Origin of the sequence: Paracoccus sp. SY (assembly GCF_002901215.1) — a bacterium.
GTDB classification, from domain to species: domain Bacteria; phylum Pseudomonadota; class Alphaproteobacteria; order Rhodobacterales; family Rhodobacteraceae; genus Paracoccus; species Paracoccus acridae.
Genome location: NZ_NWMQ01000020.1, coordinates 39,660 through 59,339, shown reverse-complemented (window position 1 = coordinate 59,339; position 19,680 = coordinate 39,660). Strand labels below are relative to the sequence as shown.

Sequence of the window (19,680 nt, the reverse complement as noted above, 5' to 3'; positions counted from 1 at the left end):
GAGCATTGCAACGACAGCAAGTGTAAGGACGCGGCCGACACCATCAAAGCCCAAGCCGACGTCATCGAGCGGCTACAAGGCAAGCTGCGCATGATCGTCAGCCACGCAACGATGGGCAGCACAGATGGTGAAGGTCAAAGCACCAACGACATCTGCGTGCAGATCACCGCCTTGCGGAACGAACTTTATCACGACGCGAAAGCCGCCGAACGGGAAGCGTGCGCGAAGGTCATAGACGACCGTTGCGCGACACTGTTCGGGGACAGCCTAGATGACAACCCCACCGAAGGGCAGATGGTCAACTGCGCGTTCCTGATCCGCGCGCGAGGCAGCAAGGAGGGCCAGTCGTGAGCCCACACGGATCCCTTGACATGAAAAAGCCCGCTTGGCAGAGCGGGCTTTTCTGTTTCTTGCCGTGGTTGAAGTCAGGTTATCCACAACCTGCGGATGAATGCAAGACGTCTATCACGCAGGCCGCCCAGGCTTCGGCTTCGGATAGGACGCGACGCCCTCCTTGCCCCAATCCAGCGGGCAGGACGTTCCCTCTGGCGTGGTGACAAAGGCCGTCCAGGCGCCCTTCGGGTTGGCCCAGACTTCCGTGATATTGCCCTTGCCGTTGAGGCCCGCCATGATGCGGGCCTTGCCTTCTTTCTCCATCGCCTCATACGCATCAGCATAAGGCATGCAGGCGGTGAAGGCCGCCGCGAGGATGGCCGCCGCGGTCACTTGGCCCCAGCCTTTGCCAGAGCCTCACTCAGGGCATCGTTGGCCTGCTGGCGGTTCCAGACTACCTTGGTCTTGCCCATGATGCGTTCCACGCCCGCCCAGGCGATGCCGCCCACGGTGATGATCGCCAAGACGTTCTCGGTCGCCACATCAACCGGGATGGGAAGCTGCAGGCCAAGGGCCAGAGCGATCGAAGCCAGCGTGGCGATGGCCAGGGCGACGAAGCTGCGGTTGAAGAACGCGACCGACCAATGCTTGCCACCGGCCGCCTTGTTGGCAGCCTCGATCAGCATCGCGAGGTCGCGGATGATTTTGAAGATCAGGAGGGGATTCACGGCCTTATCCTTTCAGAAGGAATACAGCGACCAATGCCACGGCGATCAGCGCCGCGACGATCAGGCCGCCAGGAGTTGCAGATGCAGCGTCAGCAGGGGCAGGCGCGGGCGGATAGACCGGGACGGGATTGGGTGTCGGCTTGCTGGGGGCATTGGCCGCGCCCAGCGCCCGCAGGGCCGCCTCATAGCCCTGCGCCAGCCGGGCGATCTCCTTGGCCATATCGGTGCCGTTGACGACGCGCCGGGCACCTTCGTAATCGCCGGGCAGATAGTCGGACAGCTTCTTGCCGGTGAACAGGCCGGCGCTGCACCCTTCCACCAGGATCCTGGCGGCAAGATTGGCGCGCATTGCCGCGTTCGGATTGGCCACCAGATCGACGCCGACAAGCTGGCTGGCCTTCTGGTAATTGGCCTTGTGGGTCAACTGGACATAGCCCCGGCCCAGCCAGGACTTGCCGTCCTTGTCCTTGCGCCAGTAAGGCGTCTTGACCCACGGCAGGCGCCCGCGTGCCCAGGATGATTCAAGGATCTGGATGGCCTTGTCGTCGGTCCCGGCCAGCGTTTCCCGAACCGGCTGCATGGTCTTTGCAGTCTCGTGGTGCGCGGTGGCCAGCAGATAGGCCCGGTGCGTCAGGTGCAGGCCTGCGGTGGCTGACAGAAGTGCCTCCAAGCCGTTCACCTGGCTCTGGTTCATCTTGCCGCCGAACAGCGGCCGCGCTGCGGCGAAGAAGGCTGCGGTCATCATTTATACCTTTCCAGCTTCTTGATGCGGTCCTTGACCCAGGCATGGGCGTCGCGCCTCTCGGCAGTCATCGCGGCGACCACCGCCGAGGCGCTCATGTTTTCGAAGATGTCGTCGTAGCCGGCGCGCATGGCCCGCGCTTCGCGATGCAGGGCCGAATTCTCATTGGCGCCGTAGATCAGGACTTCGGCCGCGACCTCGATCGCGTGCCCCATGATCTCCATCTTGCGGCGCGCTGAATCGCTGGTCCGCGTGCGGATCAGGTTCACCGGGTTCAGCTTGAACAGAGACTCCCACCATTCCTGCGCCAGCACCGCGGCGGGCTTCGGGCAATCCGGGTCGAGGATCACCAGGCCCGGCCAGTTACGGGCGTTGGCGCCGTCCAGGTCGCCAGTGAGAATGATCGGGATCATGGCTGGGCCTCCTGTTGATCGGCTACCCATTCCGCCCAGATGCGCCGGCAGTGCCCGCGTTCGCGGAAATAGAGGACCATCGCGCCCAGGAAGATCAGGCGCCAAAGGGCAGGGGGATGGGCATAGACGCGGGCGCACACCGGCTGGGTCGGATCGCCGCCAAAATAGCGGGCGTTGATCTCGCAGGACCGCTGCCAGTGTTCGTTCTTCACGGCGTCCTCCGGTTTGGCAGCAGTAGGAAGGCGACCGGCCGCGTCTGGTCGAACACGGTCTTGGATGTGCCATCTTTCCCGGGGCACTCGAATTCGAGCGAGAGATAGACCGTGACGCGGCCCGGCGTGACTGGGGCAGGGATGTCCAGCAAGATCCGCAAAGGGGTGTCGGCACCGCCGACCTGCCGTGCCGGCCGTTCGGTCGGCCCGGCGCTGGAGATGTTCGACTCGTCGGTGAAGATCGGGGTGCGGTTAAGCAGCGTGCAGGCCGCGCCAAGGCGGGTGCGCCGGACCACGAGGTTGTAAAGGATCTTGTCGCCCAGGTGGACGGGCTCACGGACATAAGACAGCCCGGCCGTCTCGAAGATCACCCTGTCTTCGCCGGTTGCCTTCTGGACCTCGGCCGTCAGGGTGTCCAGCTTGGCCGAAATCTCTGCCAGCTGGTCCGGGCTGGTCCAGATCCCGCCGATGCGGTCTTTCAACGGCGTCAGCAGGAATAGCGCCAGCGCAGCGATGCCCATGATGACGGTGCGGGCCAGCCACTTCTTCGCCTCGTCCAGGATGAAGGCCCAGAAGGCGTGTGCAGTCTTATCGGTCATGGTCTTGTTCCTTCGGCGCGAGAGTGCCGAGGAAGGCCAGGACAGTCGCAGCAATGAAGATGAAGGGAAGGGAGCGCGCCCACAGGCACGCGGCGATGATGGCGCCGCACAGAACGGCAGCCGCGTCGATGGCGCTGTCCGCGATCGAGGATCCAGCAAAGGCGATCTGCGCCAGTTCCCAGGTGAGTGCATAGGCAAGCCCAGCCGCTGCGGCACCCGTCCAGGCCGGGCTTCCACGACGCAGGCACATCACCAGGCCGAATATCAGCACCCCGATCATGCCGTGCCCGAAGGCAGCAGCTGCGCGCTCATAAGCCCCCTCTGGCGTGCCGGGGGTCAGGAACATGTCATAGATCAGGGATAGAGGATTCACGGGACAGCCACTCCATTCGAGAGAGGGCACATCCTGTGCGTTGTCTGCACTATACCAGAGGTTGTATCGGTGCTGCTAGATGAAATGCAGCATGGTCCGACATTTGCTTGCCGGATCTAGGCTTTCATCTTTCGATTGATCAGCAACCCGCGCTTTCACCAAGACATGCGGATCAATCAGACGGATCATCACCACGGGTCAACGATTCGATTTTTGAAAGGTCAGGTAATGAGTTTCAAAACATTATGCGCGGCGACTGCCGTCGTGGTCGGGTTGAGTTCGGCTGCGGATGCGGCCAGCGTCCACAATGTTGGGTTTAGTTTGAATGAGGGCGGATATTGTGAACCGCAGCCTTGCACGCCGCCCTCGAATACAGGCTATTTCCTGGGCTTCGAAACGAACAAGTGGTACAGCGGAAAACTCCGATTCAGTGATCCAGACGAATTGGGTCAGATCAACATCTCGTTTTCCGACTCTACATGGCCTTTGGCTTATAGCTTAGGCCAATACACGCTGAACCCGGCATCGCTGGAACACTACCACATGGTATCTGGGCTTCCTGACTTCATCATCCGTTGGGATGGCGAAATTGGAGAGTTCTACTATCGCATCGGAAGCCGCGAGAGGCATCTGGAATATAGCGGAAGTTTCAGGGCCATACCCCCTGTTCCGCTTCCCGCATCTGCCGCCCTTCTTCCCCTCGGCCTTGGCGCCCTCGCGATGATGCGAAGGCGCCGCAAGTCTTAGGCCGCCAGCGGCTTCACCGCGCCGACCCACATCGTTCCTGCAACCGTCGTTCCGACGCCATTAGGCATTCCCGGCGCGAGGTTCCCGTCGAAGTCCGTCAAGGCCCGCAGCCCGTCCTCTGCGATAGCGGCAGGGCTTCCCGCAGCAGGTCGCCACGACCGCATCGAGTCGGCGGGGCTGGCATGTTCCGTCAGCATCTCCAACTGATCGCCGGCGGGGATGTTGCCGATGTTGTTCTTTTTCCAGCGGTAGCCCTTGTAGCGGGGGGTCATGCCTTCATCGACAGCTTGCATCGGCGCAAAAGGCGTCGTGCCGTAATCCTCATGGTTCGGGGCGTGATGCAGGTTGTTGCCGTATTCCACCCAAGTTGATGTATCCCTGACCCGGAGGGGTTCAAAAGTCGTTGATGGATCGGTCGCCCGCGTAGCCAGGTCGATGAAGCTGTTGCTGTAAACCTTGGCGCGTTCCTTGGATGCCGAAGGATGGACATCGTTTTTGTCCCCCTTGCCCACCCAGATGAACCCATTGAAGTTTTCCTTTGCCGTCGAGAAAGACGGGACAACCTTGGCGTTCACCCGGATCATCTCGTTGCCGCGAATGGTCGTGCAGGGCATTGCTGTGATGATGCCTGTGGTTCGCGCCGAGGTCGTGAACTTGTTCCGCTCGACAAGGGTGTTGCAGGGGAACAGAATACCTAGTCCGGTCTGGTCGGGGGATGCTGCGCCTTGGGCAAACATCGTGAAGCCGCCCTCAAAGGAGTTCTGGACGAAGTGTCCATTGCTTTTCGGGTCGTTGCGGTGATCCCGGAACGCCTGATCTGCAGGCCCGAAGGCCGAGGTGGTCCAGCCGTTCCGGGTGAAGAAGTCATTCCCTTCCGCATAGACACTCAGGCATCTCTCAAAGCGGATGAAGTGACGGTTCGGCCCCTGCTTGCTGCCGCCGCCCTGCAAGGCATCGACATGCTGCATGAACTGGTTTCCGATCATGCCGACATGCGGACCTTCGAAATAGGTGATGAAATCCAGGTGAGACTTCGACTGATTATGCGCAGCGATAATCATACCGGCTCGCTCGTAAGTCACCGTGTTCAGGTTTGTTTCAAGGCCCTCAAAGATGCAGCGAGAAACAGTGCTGAAGCCTCCGATGTTGAAGATGATCCCCTTGAACCTCGGGCCTGTTTCCGTCGTCGGGTCCCAGCCCCCTTTCAGATACAGATTGCGGATAATCACCCCGCTCTGACCAACGTTCTTGGCATAAACGACAAGGATGCTGGAAACCGTGGACTCCAGGACTGCCTTGCCGGGGCCATAGCTGTCCAGATACACATTCGGCCATCCCGTCGAGAAGACGATTTGTTTCGTCAGAACGTGCTTCGCGATATGCGACGAGAACATCACGCGCTTGGGCAAAGCGTTCGCCTTAACCGCGGCATCGGCTTCGGTCGGGGTGGATACAACCGTAGCCCCGGCCGGTGCGCCCGCTGTGCTGCCGCCGCCCGTGACGATGATGGTCTGCGCGCCGGGGAAGGCCGTGTTCGGATCGACGGTGGTCTGCGTTGCCGACGTGGTAAAGGCGAATTTTCCGCTCGACAGTTCCGACACCATGACCGAGACAGTCCAGTTCCCTGCGGTCTCGACTACGAACTTTGGGGAGAAGCCAAAGGCTTTGGTCCCGTCACGCCAGGGCGTGCGCATGTTCAGGGGAACGGTGCGCGCCCCGCCCGGAACCGTCCATTGGGCCTCAAGAGTGTGGAACGGGTCGTCCCAGACTTCGCGCCAGTTGCGCCGTGAGTTGAAGCCCCAGACCTTGAGTTCGGCCATCACGCCTTCGCCCACGACCTTTTGGTCGGCGCGGGTCAAGGTGATCCCCGCCCTTGGGCCAGGGTTGGAGCCATAGACCGGCAGCCAGACATATTGGCGACCCATATGGACCATCATGTCCGCGCCTGCCGCGACCCCTACAGTCGCCCATTGTCCCGCCGCGACATTAGCAATGGTCACACCAGACGCCCCCGTGACGGCTACGGGACCAGCACGAAGCTGTGCCACGGTGACGCCGCTGGTCGTGTAGGTGATGCCATTGATGACGTGCTTGAAGTCCGGCAAGACCATCGCGTCCGGCACATTGGCCGGGATGTTGATCTGGTCTGTCCCCTGCGTTTCGCGCACGTCGAGCCAGACGGTCGGGGCAGCCAGTCGCGGGATGGGATCGAATATCGCCGTCTGATCGGACCCCGCCGCTGTCCTGTATTGGACCTGTATGGCGTAGTGAACCTGCTCATGCACATCTGCCCGCTGCGTTAGCGATTTAAGGTCGCCCACATAGTTGTTCCAAAGCAGGTTGACGGCCGTGACGACCGCGCCATCCGAAGCGATGACGTTCGACGCATTGGCCATCTGCGCAAGGGTCAGCCCTTCCGGCGACACATAATCCGCCAGACGATCCCCAATCTGCCATTCCTTGCCTCGCGGATGGACGATGAGTTGGATCGGCCCGGTCGCTACGACTGTGCCTGAGCCGCGCGCCTGCCAGGACTGCGCCACGCCATCGACCACGGCGCGATGTTCGGCGTAGAGTTTCCGATTTGCGGAGTGACCTGGGAACACCAGTTCATGGATTTCGGCGACATTGGAAACCTGCGTCCAGTTGGTCTGATCCCACGACCAGCGCATATCGTAGGATGTGGCACCTTCGACGGTCCCGACACGGCAGATCGCCGCATACTGGTTCCGCATGGACACGATGGACGGTGAAGTCAGGGGCACCTTATCGTTCCCCTGCGGCGGCGGCGGCGGGGGAGGCGGCGACGAGATGACCCCGTAGGCTGCGATTGCCAACTGGGAGGCGTTGCGCCGATATGCCTTTACAGGTGATCCGGTGGTTACGTTTCCGAGAGAGTATTTCATGCTGCCGCCGTCAGGTTGATGTGAATGCCGACCCACTGTTTCGTCAATGTGCCGATGGTGGTGGTCGTTGACCCAAGCGCCGGGGAACCTTCCGCGTAGCGATCCACGAAGGTCGTGATCGAAGCGTCTGCCCCTTCCTGGGTGCGAACGTCTCCGATCTCAATCAGGCCGGGCAATCCAGGGTTGGCCGTGCCGCTAGGCTTGGCCGTCAAGGGTCCAGACCGTGTTGCCAAGATCGGCAGAACCAAGCTGCCCACTGCGGGCGTCCCGCCTGCGGCAATCGTGACTGACGTTGACGAACCTTTCGTCTCCGGCGTGAAGGCCACCACGTTGCCCACGTTGGAGAACACGAACGCCTGTGCGGCGGCGCAATCAGCGGACGAGAACGAAACGTTCGGGTTGCTGGCTCCCGCTGTGCGCCTGTAGATGCCCAGGCCGACTTGGCCCGTCCCTGTCCCGCTCTGGTAATAGCCGACCGGATCAAACCCCGAGAACGTCGGCGCGGGATCGGGTGCGCGCTGCGCGATAGCCAGGAGGATGAGGTTGCCGACCTCGGCTTCCGGCATAGGGACGGTCAATGTGCCGACACCCACTGTCACGCCCGTTCCGGCACGCACGAATTGCGGCACCGTCGCGTCAGGGACAAGTTCCTCGACAGAGGCGACTTCGGTTGCTCCGGCCGTGGCTGCACCAGCCCCTCGCGCATCGGTCAGCAGGACGTTGAACCCCAGGGATGCGCCATAGTCATTCTCGTTGATCTGGTAACTGGTTCCAGACACGGCGGAGTAGATTTCGCCATTTCGGACTTGGCGCGCATTGACCGAGAAGCCGCCCACAACGATGACGGGGCCGATGTCCACGCTGATCGTATCCCCAACTTGGAGGACCGGCTTGTCGGGCGTCACCAGTCGGGGGAAGCCTTGCGCGAACCTGGGCCTTGCCCGAATTTCCCCCAAGGTCTGCGCGAACTGGTAGCTGACGCCTGCGATTTCCACGTCAACCGTGATCGCGAGAGCGTCAGGGGCAGCCGGGTTGTCCGAGAAGGCCAGCGTTTGCTCTGCCTCGTTGACCTCGGCCGTCCACGCCCACTGAACCGTGCCGACAGTGTAGACTAGCGGCACTTCGCCATTCGTGCCTTCCGCAACGACCGTCAGGACTCCGTCTGTCAGCAGCATGGTGGATGCTGTGATCGGGTTGCCGTCGATCCTGAACGTGACAGTCCCGACGCCGCCTTGCGCATCGCTTGAAGCATAGGACGCGGGATTGGCGAGGACCGCGTATCCCGGAATGTTGTCGAGTGACATGCCGTCGAACAAGCCGGGCGTGGGCAGGGAAACGCCAGGAGCAAGGCCAATCTGCATCACATCTGGCGCCGCGATGGTCAGCGGGATCGTTCTGGTATCGTTCGGCTCAACATCGTTGTCGGCAACCCAGGTGGCGACGTAGTTGCCCGGCGCAGCGTCCGGGATGCGACCATCCACAATTTCGCCCAAGACAGACACGCCGTTCCGCGTGAGCGTGAAGGTGACGTTTGGCGCGGGGTTCCCTGTCACTGCATGGGGCGTGATGACCAGATCTGCGCCGTCCATCGCAATTGATCCCGCCGTGAAGGCCGGGGCGGCTGGCGGGAACTGCAAGGTGGTCAGGTTTTCAAGAGGGCCAGCAAGCCGCGCCATCAGGGCGGCACCACCAGCATAGCCAGATACCGTGTTGCCTGCGTGATAGGTCCAGTTTGTGCCGTCCTGGCTGACGAATACGCCCGCGACGTTAGGCATTTGCAGTCTCCACGGTGAAGCCGCCCTGCGTGGGCGTAAAGATGGTTTCAGAGAAGGCGCCAGGGTTCTGGACGGTGAAGCCGCCCGGCGTCGGGATGAAGCTGGCGCCGGTCACGGGGACGGCCGCCACCGTCCACGCGATCGTTCGGCTGGCCTGCGCTCCGTATAGGTCGGAGGCAACCAGGGTGACGGTGAAGGTGCCGGTCTGCGTGGGCGTGCCCTCGAACCGGAAGCCATCTTGCGTGATGCCGGGCGGCAGGGCGCCGCTAACCTCGGCGGCGTTCAGGGTGTGGCCGTCCGGGTCATCGAAATAGCCCGAGAAATCCGCAGCGAAGGGAACGCCGATGGTCAGGGCTTGGGGCGGGATGGGGCTGCTGGTCGGCGGTCGGTTGACGAAGCCGTCAATGGCGTCGAGCCGCGCCTTCAGCTGCGCGATCTCGGTCTGGATCGGCCCCAGGTCCACGCCTTCCGGCAGGTCCGCAAGCAAGGCCTCGGCCGCCGCAAGGCGCGCAGCGGCATCGGCATAGGCCGTTTCGAGCGCGCTGACTCCGCTGCGCAGCTCCGTGTCGTCATAAGGCTGGGCAACGGCTGCCAAGCCTTCCTCGACGGCCGCAACGCGATTGGTCAACGGTGCAAGATCGACAGGCTCTGGAAGGCCCGCAAAAGCATCCTCAAGAGCGCCGACACGGTTTGCCAAACCCGGCAAGCCCTGCTCAACAGTATCGAGACGGGCCGCGATGGGGGCGATGTCCACGGGCGCGGGCAAGTTGCCCAACGCCTGTTCCGCCGCCTCAAGGCGCTGGCCCTGCGCTGAAATGACCTGGACCAATTCGCTGTCGTCATAGGGGTCGCTGACGGTGGGTGCAGGAACGGCCACAGGATTGCCCTGGGCATCGTAGCCGACAAGCTGGCCCTGCGTGCCCGAAGGCACGCCCGAGACCTTCAGATCAACTTCGACCTGGACCAGTTCGCCGTCTGCCGTGATGCCCAGAAGGCGTTGATTGTCGGCGGGCTCCACAGGGGCCGCGTTGACATTCATCTTGATGGGCGACAAGGCCATGGACGCGCGCTCCAATAACGGGAGGGCAACACGTCCTGTGCAACCTGTGATGGTGCGACCTTACCAGATCGCACCGCGCCAATCCAGCAGGATTAGTAGATCGTGGGGGCCAGGCTTTCCCGTATCACGCGGTCCAGTTTGGGGTTCCGTTCGTGGGGGCTAACTAGGAGCTTTCGTCTCAGGACTAGTGGCTTTCAGTTCTTATCTAGGGGCTTTGGGCTGACGCTGAGCCCTTACCTTCCGGGTGACCGGCTTCTTGGTGTCGCCGGTCTTGAGCCAGTCCTTCAGGTCGGGCACGGTCATCTTCTTGATGCCGCCGCGACGGATCGCGCCTTTGCCATCAGAAAAGGCCGCCTCATGTGCTGCCCGCGCCTCCGCTGCGCTGTCAAAGCCCAGCATCAGCTTATGCTCATCAAAGGCACCGGTCTCAGCGTCCACCTGGTCAATGATCCAGGCGGTGTCGCTGGCCTCATTCGGCCCCATGTAGAAATCGACATGATCGCCGTCAGCACCTTCGGTGCGAAGGATTCGACCGTAATGTGCGGGCATGGTGACGGACCAAGCCTGCCCGTTTGGGTCGGTCCCGCTGCGGGTGCTGCCCGCCTTGTTCTCGACAGAGAGGCGAAGGCCCTTCCACGCGGCCTTGCCCGTTCTATAGTTCTCCGCTTGCTTCTGCGCGTCGGTCGGTTCTGGGTTGGTGGCTTCCGCTGCCGCAGCGACCGCGCCAGGCGCAACTGTGAGAGCTTCCGGGTTGGCTTGTGGTGCAATTTCAGTGGAGGTCAGTGAACCGCCCAACTCCCCGGTGCCATCTGCCAGAACCATGTCGCCCAGATCACTAGATCCAGCCGCGCCATCTCCAAGCTGTTGCGGTTCGGGTTGTCGATCCAGGCCAGTAAGTCCCGGTATTCCCGCTTCGACAGCAGGCCCGACCGCTTCAATTCCTTGGCCGCCGTTCGCGCGTCCATCGCCCATCCCAGGGGCGTCGATACGCTGGTCGGCCCCGGCCTCTGCGCCTGAGGGTTCCACATTGGCCGTGCCCTCCTTCAGCTTGGCCTCGTTGATCTCGGCTTGGTCGCGCGCCCGGTCGAACTGCTCGGGAGTCAGTTCGATTTCACGGCCCTGGATGCGGATCATCGCGCCGTTCGGCGTCTCGCCCAGGAACACGGCATTTCCGTTGGCTCCGTTCTTGCTGCCCAGCACGATTGTGCCGCCCGGCTTCTGATCGGGGAACCGCGGGGCAGGTTCAGGCGCTGTTTCGGGTAGGGAAGCCTGAAGCTGTTGCGCGATCGCTTCCACCGGGCCGGCAACTTGCGCAGGAGGTGCAGTCGGTTCTGGTGGGGCTATGCCCAATTCGGTTGCCGCCGCGCCCGCCCCGAGAGAGGGAAAGGCGGGCGCGGCGGCTTGATCCACGCCGCTGCCGCCGGCGGGGACCATGGGTGCGGGCAGGCCCAGGGGCCGCCCGTCTATTTCGACTGTCTGACGAATAGGTAGAGGTTCCGGATTGCCAGCCGGAGGCGCGCCGTACGTCTCATTCAGGGAAAGCTGCGCACGAGAGGCGGGCATGGCGGTGGACATGGGATCTCCGAGATCAAGTCTCGCAAGCCCACGTCCTGTGTCCCTGCCGGTCCTATATGACACAATCAGGGGTTGTTTCTCAAGCATGGTGTCAAGATACGCCGCAACCAGAAGGCGTAAGGAACATCTTAACCACTTATGTGTTTTTCATGCGTACGGTGAAAGAATGGATGTTCACTTTTAATGTGAAAGGCCTAGACTGCCAGGAACGGGAACCTTAAATACCCCTCACCGAACGCCTCTGATTCGATCCAATGGCTTAGGATGAGCCGATAGGAGTAGCAATGAGCCTTCGTAAACCCCGCGACAAGCAGAATGACCGCCAGCACTTCGCACCCGAGGCTGACGCATGCTTTGACGTGGTGGCCGAGGAAAAGATTGAAGCTTGGCGCACGAAGCTGAATGAACGTTTCGGCATCGGCCAAGGACGACTCGTCAGTCTTGATGAGCATGCCCACGCTTAATTCGCGTAGGGTGTGGAATGACTTGGGAAGCAACCCCGCCGGCGCTTTACAGCATCGTGACGGGGTTTTTTCCTGAAACTGCACCTAAAGACACTTGGGCAACAAACCCACGACCGCTACTTGTTTGCGGTCGTGCGCAAGATCCTGAAACCGGCATGCACTTCTGCCGGATCGCCTACGGCACCTCCCAAGCGGTAAAGCCTTGGCTGGAGCCGACACTGGCGATCGGCAACTTCTCGATGCTGAATGCCCTGCATCTGAAAACGCCGACAACATTCGTGCTCAAAGGCAGCAACATGATCATTCTGCCTTGGACACAGGAGTTTTTTCGACCGTGGCGTGGTCAAAAGTCTCCCTACCTGAGCATCCTGCCGGCCGACATGCAGCGATACGTTGGAGCCATTTTGGCGGAGGCGCAGAGGCGCGGGGAACTGCCCGCCTACTAAGGGAAAAGGGAAGGGCGGCCCCGAAGGACCGCCCTGTGGTTGCCGGAACTCGCCGTGACACGCCTCACCTGGACGCGCCCCGCCTCGCCTCGCCTGCCATGGCATACCTCGCCATGCCAGACCTTGCCTCGCCTTGCCTGCCATGCCGGACCCGGACGCGCCGCGCCACACCTGGACGTGCCTAGCCTTGCCTGCCTTGCCTTGCCTTGCCAATCCTGGCCTTGCCTGCCTTACCATGCCAGCCGCGCCCCTAGCGGGATGCGGCAATCTCATCGCGCAGCTGGTCGATGACCGTGACAAGCTGCGCGAACTCTTCCAGATCGCGATACCGCCTTTTCCACCCGATCAGTTCATCCAGTGCCCGCCGCAAGACCATTTCGCGGGTCTTGGCGTGGGACATCGCGTGGGTTGCCTCGCGATAGTGCTGCGCCCCTGGTTCAGGGATGTGGACATAGGCTTTAGCGCGAACCGCAGGCCTGTCGTCCGAGACATAGACAGCCACCACGGCTCGGATCAGCCCCCGCGCTTGTTGCAACCGATACTGTTCGGCCGCCTCGCTATCGGACCATTCGAAGAAGCTGTGAAGTGGGCTGTTCGGGTTGCGCGCATCGTCCAAGACGTCTTTGGGTGTCAGTTCTCCTTTCTGCTGCTGCCGCAGGAACTCAATGTGTTGGCCGACCAGATTGGGGTCGTCCTTCTTCGCGCCCGGCTGGAACCGGGCGCCATCCGAAAACTCGAACTTCGCGATCTTCATGCTGCACCTTCCAATCTGGCCAAGTCGTCTTCTGTCGCGACCCGGAACATGCCGTAGCTGCCGTCCCGTTCTGGTCGCCATTCACCAACGCCGACAGCAAATCCGGCGACGTTTACGATGTTCAGGATCTGCTCCTCGGACAGCACATTCGCATTGAAACGGATCAGCAGTTTTGCGGCCCAGTCCGCGAACTCACCACGATAGCGCAGGTCTGCCGTTCCCATTCCGACGCGCACTAGATCCTCGCGCATCGACGGCTCGTCGGAGATAAGGCGAACAAGGTTCTGGCGTGCCTTGGTCCCTTCAAAAGCGCCTTCGACATCGACATCTTCGCCTAGAATGTGGAAGGCCTGCCGTGCCGCAACTTTGGTCATTCCGGCAACCGATGTGATGGCCGTCACAGCGGCCGTCTTGAAGGCCACGGAAGGGAAGCCGTAGCCGCCATCAGGCAGGCGATAGAGAGAGGCGGAAAAGTCAGCGATAGGATCCTTCGCCTCTTTGGCGCCGGTTGCCCGCTTCATCTGCTTATCCAGCATCTGTCGCTTGGCCTTCTGACTCCAGGCATGGACGATCAACGGGCTATCTCCGACGACATGCACCTCCATCAACTTGATGTCGATGCGGGGCAGGGTGATTGCGGTGCTGGTTTTCGCCGTCGCCATTACATGATCCTCCCGATCAACGTCCGTGCCTCATCCCAAAGGAACTCCTTCCCTTCGAGGTCCCAATCGCCAAGCCCAGTCGCCACGCAGAGCTTTGCTGCCAAGTCGGCCATGTCTGTTGTTGGCTCCGCGAAGATCATTCGCTCAGTAGCAATGATCCGGCGGTTCACCGTTTGCACGGGCTTGCTGTCAAACTCGTGACCGCTGTCGATGATGGACGCTTCCTCATCACGAAGCCGCTGCCACTCGCGCAACAGAGACATGATCGGACGTTCGTGTTGGGCAGCGACAGCGGCCGGAAGGACGGCAACGGCAACAGGAAGAAGGCCAGCGCCCAAAAGTTCACGGCGCTTCATGCTGCACCCCCGATCTGCCGGAGGCAGGAGGTCGCTTCCGCCCGCAGAGTCGACAAGATGGAGATTGCATCGCGCAGCTGGTCCTGATCGACCCCAGGTTTGCCGCGACCCGCCGCCAGGGTGGCCATCAGGGCAGGCTCGAAGTGCATGAACCGCTCCGCGGCATCGCGGGAAAATGCGCCGTCGATCATTGCGCACCCCCGATCAGCTTGGCAGTCGGGAAGATCAGCTTTGACAAGACTGAAAGGCCCTTCGGCGTGATCCGCACCTGTTCGCTGATCTTCTCGCTGCCGTCCGCGCGAGTGACGGTCGTGCTTTTATGCTCCATCAAGCCCTGGTTGCATTTCGGCTGATAGCCAAGCCAATTCGCTGAGCCCGCCCGCCTGTAGATCCATCCGTTATGCGACAGCCAGTCGAACAGGTCTTTCGGACGCATCCCGAGGTTCTTCGCGGCCTCGGTGACGTTCAATGACCCATCAGCTTTGGTCAGTCTCTCGTGCGCAGAAACGTCGGCCTGCATCGCTTTGATTTGCAGGGCCTGCGCCTTCATCGTGGCGTCCGCCTCTATCAGGGCGGCAGCCATCAGTTGTGGGCCGGTGAGGCTGGCAGGAATGCTCTGTCCTTCCAGTTCCAGCCAGCGGTCGATGATGCGCGCCCGCAGTTCGTCTTTGTAGCCGGAGACCACAACCAAGGTGTCGCGCTTGGTTAGGTCATAGACCTCCATCGGGCGACCACCACCCTCTGGCTGGACGCGGCGAGTAGTATTACGGCTCTCCCGTAAAACTCCCGATCCGAAAAGACGCGAAATCGTTTCAACGACTTGGTTGTGCCGGGTCTCGCAGAGTTCCGCGATCTCGCGGCTGCTCATCGTCAGCGTCACACTTTCCGTGAAAATCACAGGTAGGTTGCTTTTCGATGCACTGTGCTGCATATTCATGGGCGAAGCCCTTTCATAGCTGGTTGGGTTCATCGAAGCCGTTGGGATGGCCGTCCCGGCGGCTTCATTCGTTTCAGGATGCCTTCTCAAGCTGCACCCCCTTGATCCGCATCGCGGTCTCGATGGCTGCGAGGATTTCCGCATTCATCGATCGATGCCCCTTCTTTGCTTCGGCCTTTACGACTTCGCGCCAGCCGACCGGCAGGCGAAGCATGTATTGGTCCGGCGTTGATCTGTTCTGCATGTCTCCCTTCCATGATAGCCTAAGGGGAGTAGTAGCCTATGGCGAATATAGCCGTCAACAAAATTCTCGCCTATGGCTACTATTATGGCAGAATCACAAAACCGCGCTCTAACCGAACAATTCATGCTTCGCCTTCCCGACGGGATGCGCGCTCGGATCAAGGCCGCTGCCGAAGCCAACAACAGATCCATGAATGCTGAAATTCTGGCGGTCCTTGAGGAAAAATTCCCGGCGCCACGAAAACTGTCATTTGCAGGGATGGTGAATACCCTGGACAGAATTGCCCAGCTTGACCCAGATCCCGACCCGGACAAAGAGAAGGAACAGCGCCAGGCCGTAGCGGCGGTGGTCAGGGTTTTTCTTGCTGAGTTTCCAGACAGCGCCCCCGCCGTCCTGAAGGAGATGGGGTTCGACCATGTCCTTGATCCGCAATAAGCAGACCATCTGACAGCGACGTTCATCACCGGGATGGCGGGGGCGCCGACAACACTCCCTATCAATCCCGAGAATCACTGGAAATTTTGCCCAGCGCCGGATTAAGGTGAACCATGCACCACGCAAGCGCCCCGACCGATCGTTCCTCCCTACGCGCACCGCGGCGCGAGGCCGGGTATACTCCGCCTCCGTCTGTTGAATTATCGAGCCTGGGCGAACTGCTGCGCAAAATCGGCAGGGCTCCACAGGTGTCGAAGCAGTATAGCCTGCTGAAGATTGATGAGGACACCAACTCCGAACTCCAAGGAGTCCGGCTTTACATCGCGGGAGATGTGTCTGTCCTGGAGCGCAAGGCCATTGCGGTGATTGGAGCTAGAGACGCTTCAGCAGATGGCTGTCGCCGTGCCGCGAAGCTCGGTCGAGAGTTGGCCCGGCGTGGCGTTACGGTCGTGAGCGGTCTTGCCGCCGGCATCGACACTTGCGCCCTGACCGGCGCGATCGAGGCAGGCGGGCGCGTTGCAGCCGTGATTGGGACACCTTTGGACCAAGCCTATCCTGCTGCCAACAAGCGACTCCAGGAACTGATCTACCGCGAACATCTGCTGATTTCTCAGTTCGCTCCGAAGTCCAGAGTTTACCCGGCGAATTTTCCTGCCAGGAACCGAACCATGGCAGCCGTCTCTGATGCCAGTGTCATCGTTGAGGCATCAAACACATCCGGTAGCCTGCACCAGGCGGCTGAATGTCAGCGGCTTGGCCGGTGGCTGGGGATTGCCAGGAATATGCTGGACAATCCTCGCGTGGATTGGCCGCAGAAGTTCTCTGGACAAGAAAAGACCCACATTCTGGAGACGACAGACGGATTATTGGAAGCCGTCTATGGCGGAGACGCATGAAGGTTCGCAGTTTTATCGCATACCCCAGTTACGACAGAGAAAAAACGGCGGACTGGATGGCCTACAATGTGACGATGGCGCTGAAAGGCGGCCAGTTCAAAGGCTACTCTGACGTTTCGATAAGCGGAAAGACGCAAAGGATCACTGCTCAGAATACGTTGCCAATCGTGACTTGGTTCGGGCAGAAAGTGGTGCAGGCAGTCGGCCAGCAAGACCCGGGAACTGCCATCTTCGTCCTGCCGAGTTCAGGCTGCACCACATTTGGGGAAGACCCAAAGGCAGAACGCTTAGCGAATGCGATCAGGTCGGCGAGGTCTCCCATTCCTGTGGAGATGCCATTCCGTTGGATCGAGATCATGCCCAAAGCAGCAGGGGGCGGAGGGACAAGGCACCCAAACGTACTCCGTAGCAAGATGCGGTTTTTGCCCCCAGAGGGCATCACGAGGGCCTTTCTTGTGGACGACGTCAAGACAACGGGCGGCCACTTGCTGGCGGCGTCTCGCTTGATGCGCGCTCACGGAGTTGAAACCGTAGCTGCCATCTGCTTTGCTAGAACGGTTTGGGAGAGGCCGGACAAGTTGATCACTCAGGTGGATGAGGACCTGGAAGACTGACGCCGGACGGCTGGGCTCGAGCGGCTGGGAAGTGGTTCCACAAGATACCCCAATCTTTGCGCTTCCCTGGCTGTATCGCGCCCTATAATCTGCGGGGCATGGACCACATCATCTTCTGGCAAACCGTTGGCGCCGTCATCCTCGGCAACACGCTTTTCGCGCTAAGCGCCTACATGGTTTGGAGGGTCGCAAAGGAAGAGCGCGGCCAGATGGGCCGCGCGTCTGCTTGGGTGTTCTTCGTCGGGCTGATTGCTCCGGCCGTTGGTATCTTCGCGCTCGTGATGCTGCCCTAAAGCGGGTTCGTCGTCCGCTCCAACGACCGGATCGCCGCTTCTCCATAAGCCGACCGCAGGGCGTTTTGCAGTTCTCGCTCGATCGCAGGGGCCAGAACGTCCCGGATATCCCCCGACAGCAGCATCCGGGCGATTTCCTCTCGGGTCGCGGTGTTGCGGCCAGACAAGGTGTTCATCACTCCGTCCGCGATTTGTCGGGCTGCGCCGACAAAGTTGCCGGTCAGCAGGTTGCCGACGGCCGAGGATCCCCGCGTCAGCACATCCGCCGAGTCGGCCAAATTGTCCGCCGTCATTGATCCGCCCGACGCTGCATTGGCGGTCTGGAACATCGTGTTCTCGCGTTGCAGGAAGGAAAGCAGATCGTCAGGGTCTTTGGCCATGGCCCGCAGTTCCTCGGTTGCACCATCCGACAGGAAAGGTCTGGCCTTATTCACGCCGGGCGCCGAATTTTCTATCTTCGCCATGAGAGGATCGGTGTAACCTGCCCGAAACGCAGCCTGTCCTTCAGGTGTCTGCGCCCTGTAGTGGCCCAGCGTATCGGCCACCCTCGCGCGCGGGCTGGTCGCGGCTTTTCCGGCGTCGATCTGGTCGATGACACGCGAGGCGCGGGCGAAGCCGTCATTGGCTTCGCGGTAAGCGCCGCTGGCACCCTCCAGAGCCTGGTCCAGGGCGTCCTTGAGTTGCATCAGAGTCCGCGCCTCATAATTCCGGCCCGCGCGCACCGCAGCGCCGATGTCATCCGCGATGTCCTGCTTGACCCCCAGAATACGGTTGAAGTCGGATAGCTCGACTGACGAAGCGCCCGGATAGGCCTCGCCACCCGGCTGTGCGGCCAGTCTGGATCGGTATCGGGTCAGCTTGGCGTCGATGCCGTCGCCCGCGATGCCGCTGCCTTGCATCGGGGCGATCCGTTCATCAATCACCGAGAGGGCGTTGCGCACATCGACTGGCCCGGCATCGCGTCGCGCCGCCTCATAGGCGGCATCTGCAACCGTGTTGCGCGCCCGGGTCAGGCGGTCGCGCACCGCGTCGGCCGTCGCGCCTCGGAAGTCTTTAGGGGCTTGTCCACCTGGAACAGCGGGCAGGTTCTGCGGGTTGCGGGGCGCGTTCAACGCATCGTCCAAGGCACCCGCGATCCGGCGACCTTGCCCGTCCTGGCGGCGGGTCAGGAATTCCACGATCTCCTGCCGTCCATCGCCCGGCGTGCGTGCGGCGCCGGCAAGCATCCGCTGTCCCGAATAGCCGGTTGCGTCGGCTATGGCATAGCCGGTCTGGCCAGCAGCATGAGCGTTGCGGATCCCAGCCTCGATCTCGTCCACCGACCGGCCGGAGCGGTCCACGGCAGTCTGCACGGCGCGGCTGGCCCGCACCTGACTGGGCGCTGATCGCATGCTGGCAACCGGGCCGCCGACCAGCGTGTCAAAGCCGCGGCGCGCACCCTCAATGGCATAAGGCGCCGCGAAGCCCGTCAGCCCCCCAATTCCGGCGCCCTTAGCTGCTCCAGCCGCCCGCTCCGCTGCGCCGCCTTCTGCGCTCATCCCGCCATAAACCGCCCCCTCTGCCGCGCCCAGCGCCGCGCCCTGACGGGCCTGCGCCCCGAGAGTTCCAGCACCTGTCATTCCAAGCGCGCTTGCCGCGCCGATGGAGGAAGCTGCGCCGCCGGCGATCTCTGCACCGTAGGCCACGACAGGATGCTCATCTCGAGCCCTGGCTAGGTCGTCCCGCATCACGTCCCGTGCATAGGCCGAGTTCTCGGCATAGCTTCCTGGCCCGGTCAGGCCGTGCAGGGCGCCGACGACCTCATCCATGGCGCCAAAGCTGAGGCCTTGGCCGGCGCCCTGCATGGCTGCGCCTGTCCTGCCGCCGAACAGCGTCGGATCCTGGCGAAGCGTAAGATCCTCCATCTGACCGGTGGCGGGGTTGAAGGTTACGCCGTCCGGTGCGGTACCGTCCTGTGTCGCAGCAAAGGTCGCCTCGCGCAGCAGCCGGTCGGCCGCTGCATCGTCGCCAGCGGCCACGGCGCGGTCGTATTCGTCCATCAGCACATGTGAGCGCGGGCGCTGGGCAGAGCCCTCAGGCGCGGCCATATCCGCGACCTGTTCTGCCGGCGCCACTG

At 61.7% G+C, this 19,680-nt stretch carries 26 protein-coding genes; 8 read left to right on the top strand and 18 right to left on the bottom strand.

Features of this window, described 5'->3' with window-relative positions; all coding sequences use genetic code 11:
- Positions 1–351: hypothetical protein (locus CK944_RS23245; protein ID WP_158248011.1), on the top strand; the 351-nt coding region annotated here is incomplete at its 5' end.
- Positions 352–465: 114 nt separating this feature from the next.
- Here CK944_RS23245 and CK944_RS14565 read toward each other — a convergent pair.
- Genes CK944_RS14565 through CK944_RS14535 form a run of 7 tightly spaced genes read right to left on the bottom strand, consistent with a single transcriptional unit; the run spans position 466 to position 3,373 of the window.
- The gene (locus CK944_RS14565) at positions 466–726 is read right to left on the bottom strand and encodes a hypothetical protein (protein ID WP_103173796.1); all 261 of its coding nucleotides are present in this window, start codon (positions 724–726) and stop codon (positions 466–468) included.
- On the bottom strand, positions 723–1,061 hold the full coding sequence (locus CK944_RS14560; RefSeq protein WP_103173795.1) for a hypothetical protein: 339 nt from the start codon (positions 1,059–1,061) through the stop codon (positions 723–725). Before CK944_RS14560 ends, CK944_RS14565 begins: the two co-directional genes overlap by 4 nt.
- 4 nt (positions 1,062–1,065) lie before the next feature.
- The gene (locus CK944_RS14555) at positions 1,066–1,806 is read right to left on the bottom strand and encodes a glycoside hydrolase family 19 protein (protein WP_146038671.1); all 741 of its coding nucleotides are present in this window, start codon (positions 1,804–1,806) and stop codon (positions 1,066–1,068) included.
- The gene (locus CK944_RS14550; protein ID WP_103173794.1) at positions 1,803–2,216 is read right to left on the bottom strand and encodes a hypothetical protein; all 414 of its coding nucleotides are present in this window, start codon (positions 2,214–2,216) and stop codon (positions 1,803–1,805) included. The genes CK944_RS14555 and CK944_RS14550 overlap by 4 nt, the downstream gene beginning before the upstream one ends.
- A complete protein-coding gene (locus CK944_RS14545; RefSeq protein ID WP_103173793.1) occupies positions 2,213–2,428 on the bottom strand; it encodes a hypothetical protein in 216 nt (71 codons plus the stop codon). The genes CK944_RS14550 and CK944_RS14545 overlap by 4 nt, the downstream gene beginning before the upstream one ends.
- Positions 2,425–3,027, bottom strand: coding sequence for a hypothetical protein (locus tag CK944_RS14540; RefSeq protein ID WP_103173792.1), 603 nt, complete (start codon positions 3,025–3,027; stop codon positions 2,425–2,427). Before CK944_RS14540 ends, CK944_RS14545 begins: the two co-directional genes overlap by 4 nt.
- Positions 3,017–3,373 carry a hypothetical protein gene (locus CK944_RS14535; protein WP_146038670.1) on the bottom strand — a complete coding sequence of 119 codons (357 nt, stop codon included), beginning with the start codon at positions 3,371–3,373 and terminating at the stop codon, positions 3,017–3,019. The genes CK944_RS14540 and CK944_RS14535 overlap by 11 nt, the downstream gene beginning before the upstream one ends.
- Positions 3,374–3,565: 192 nt before the next feature.
- Here CK944_RS14535 and CK944_RS14530 point away from each other — a divergent pair, with 192 nt between their 5' ends.
- A complete protein-coding gene (locus tag CK944_RS14530; protein WP_103173790.1) occupies positions 3,566–4,147 on the top strand; it encodes a VPLPA-CTERM sorting domain-containing protein in 582 nt (193 codons plus the stop codon).
- Here the strand turns inward: CK944_RS14530 and CK944_RS14525 are convergent.
- The 4 genes from CK944_RS14525 to CK944_RS14510 form a co-directional block, all read right to left on the bottom strand.
- Positions 4,144–7,053 (bottom strand): hypothetical protein, encoded by a 2,910-nt coding sequence (locus CK944_RS14525; RefSeq protein WP_146038669.1) that lies wholly within the window; start codon positions 7,051–7,053, stop codon positions 4,144–4,146. The genes CK944_RS14530 and CK944_RS14525 overlap by 4 nt on opposite strands.
- Positions 7,050–8,828, bottom strand: coding sequence for a hypothetical protein (locus CK944_RS14520; protein ID WP_103173788.1), 1,779 nt, complete (start codon positions 8,826–8,828; stop codon positions 7,050–7,052). The genes CK944_RS14525 and CK944_RS14520 overlap by 4 nt, the downstream gene beginning before the upstream one ends.
- The gene (locus tag CK944_RS14515; protein WP_103173787.1) at positions 8,821–9,888 is read right to left on the bottom strand and encodes an Ig domain-containing protein; all 1,068 of its coding nucleotides are present in this window, start codon (positions 9,886–9,888) and stop codon (positions 8,821–8,823) included. Before CK944_RS14515 ends, CK944_RS14520 begins: the two co-directional genes overlap by 8 nt.
- A gap of 201 nt (positions 9,889–10,089) precedes the next feature.
- Positions 10,090–11,463 (bottom strand): hypothetical protein, encoded by a 1,374-nt coding sequence (locus CK944_RS14510; protein ID WP_103173786.1) that lies wholly within the window; start codon positions 11,461–11,463, stop codon positions 10,090–10,092.
- Between the two features lie 284 nt (positions 11,464–11,747).
- Between CK944_RS14510 and CK944_RS22920 the strand changes: the two genes are divergently transcribed.
- Both CK944_RS22920 and CK944_RS14500 read left to right on the top strand, forming a co-directional pair.
- Positions 11,748–11,927: a hypothetical protein gene (locus tag CK944_RS22920; protein ID WP_146038668.1), complete on the top strand. Its 180-nt coding sequence runs from the start codon at positions 11,748–11,750 to the stop codon at positions 11,925–11,927.
- Between the two features lie 17 nt (positions 11,928–11,944).
- The gene (locus CK944_RS14500) at positions 11,945–12,373 is read left to right on the top strand and encodes a hypothetical protein (RefSeq protein ID WP_146038667.1); all 429 of its coding nucleotides are present in this window, start codon (positions 11,945–11,947) and stop codon (positions 12,371–12,373) included.
- 250 nt (positions 12,374–12,623) lie between these two features.
- Here the strand turns inward: CK944_RS14500 and CK944_RS14495 are convergent, their stop codons facing one another.
- The 6 genes from CK944_RS14495 to CK944_RS14470 all read right to left on the bottom strand — a co-directional run bounded on the left by CK944_RS14495 (position 12,624) and on the right by CK944_RS14470 (position 15,326).
- On the bottom strand, positions 12,624–13,127 hold the full coding sequence (locus CK944_RS14495; RefSeq protein WP_103173783.1) for a hypothetical protein: 504 nt from the start codon (positions 13,125–13,127) through the stop codon (positions 12,624–12,626).
- Positions 13,124–13,789, bottom strand: coding sequence for a hypothetical protein (locus tag CK944_RS14490; RefSeq protein WP_103173782.1), 666 nt, complete (start codon positions 13,787–13,789; stop codon positions 13,124–13,126). The genes CK944_RS14495 and CK944_RS14490 overlap by 4 nt, the downstream gene beginning before the upstream one ends.
- Positions 13,789–14,145 carry a hypothetical protein gene (locus CK944_RS14485; protein ID WP_103173781.1) on the bottom strand — a complete coding sequence of 119 codons (357 nt, stop codon included), beginning with the start codon at positions 14,143–14,145 and terminating at the stop codon, positions 13,789–13,791. The genes CK944_RS14490 and CK944_RS14485 overlap by 1 nt, the downstream gene beginning before the upstream one ends.
- Positions 14,142–14,336: a hypothetical protein gene (locus CK944_RS14480; RefSeq protein WP_103173780.1), complete on the bottom strand. Its 195-nt coding sequence runs from the start codon at positions 14,334–14,336 to the stop codon at positions 14,142–14,144. Before CK944_RS14480 ends, CK944_RS14485 begins: the two co-directional genes overlap by 4 nt.
- Complete coding sequence (locus CK944_RS14475; RefSeq protein WP_205049043.1) at positions 14,333–15,082, bottom strand: phage antirepressor KilAC domain-containing protein; 750 nt, start codon at positions 15,080–15,082, stop codon at positions 14,333–14,335. The genes CK944_RS14480 and CK944_RS14475 overlap by 4 nt, the downstream gene beginning before the upstream one ends.
- A 73-nt stretch (positions 15,083–15,155) precedes the next feature.
- Entirely contained in the window at positions 15,156–15,326 is a 171-nt protein-coding gene (locus CK944_RS14470) for an Arc family DNA-binding protein (RefSeq protein WP_103173779.1), read from the bottom strand.
- An 84-nt stretch (positions 15,327–15,410) separates the two neighbouring features.
- On the opposite strand from CK944_RS14470, the gene CK944_RS14465 reads away from it, so the two are divergent.
- The 4 genes from CK944_RS14465 (at position 15,411) to CK944_RS14450 (ending at position 17,564) form a co-directional block, all read left to right on the top strand.
- Positions 15,411–15,761 (top strand): Arc family DNA-binding protein, encoded by a 351-nt coding sequence (locus tag CK944_RS14465; protein ID WP_103173799.1) that lies wholly within the window; start codon positions 15,411–15,413, stop codon positions 15,759–15,761.
- A 248-nt stretch (positions 15,762–16,009) separates the two neighbouring features.
- Entirely contained in the window at positions 16,010–16,657 is a 648-nt protein-coding gene (locus CK944_RS14460; RefSeq protein ID WP_205049042.1) for a DNA-processing protein DprA, read from the top strand.
- A complete protein-coding gene (locus tag CK944_RS14455) occupies positions 16,654–17,271 on the top strand; it encodes a hypothetical protein (RefSeq protein WP_103173777.1) in 618 nt (205 codons plus the stop codon). The genes CK944_RS14460 and CK944_RS14455 overlap by 4 nt, the downstream gene beginning before the upstream one ends.
- A 98-nt stretch (positions 17,272–17,369) precedes the next feature.
- Entirely contained in the window at positions 17,370–17,564 is a 195-nt protein-coding gene (locus CK944_RS14450) for a hypothetical protein (RefSeq protein WP_146038666.1), read from the top strand.
- On the opposite strand, the gene CK944_RS14445 is transcribed toward CK944_RS14450, so the two are convergent.
- Entirely contained in the window at positions 17,561–19,651 is a 2,091-nt protein-coding gene (locus CK944_RS14445) for a hypothetical protein (protein WP_146038665.1), read from the bottom strand. The genes CK944_RS14450 and CK944_RS14445 overlap by 4 nt on opposite strands.
- Between the last annotated feature and the right edge of the window lie 29 nt (positions 19,652–19,680).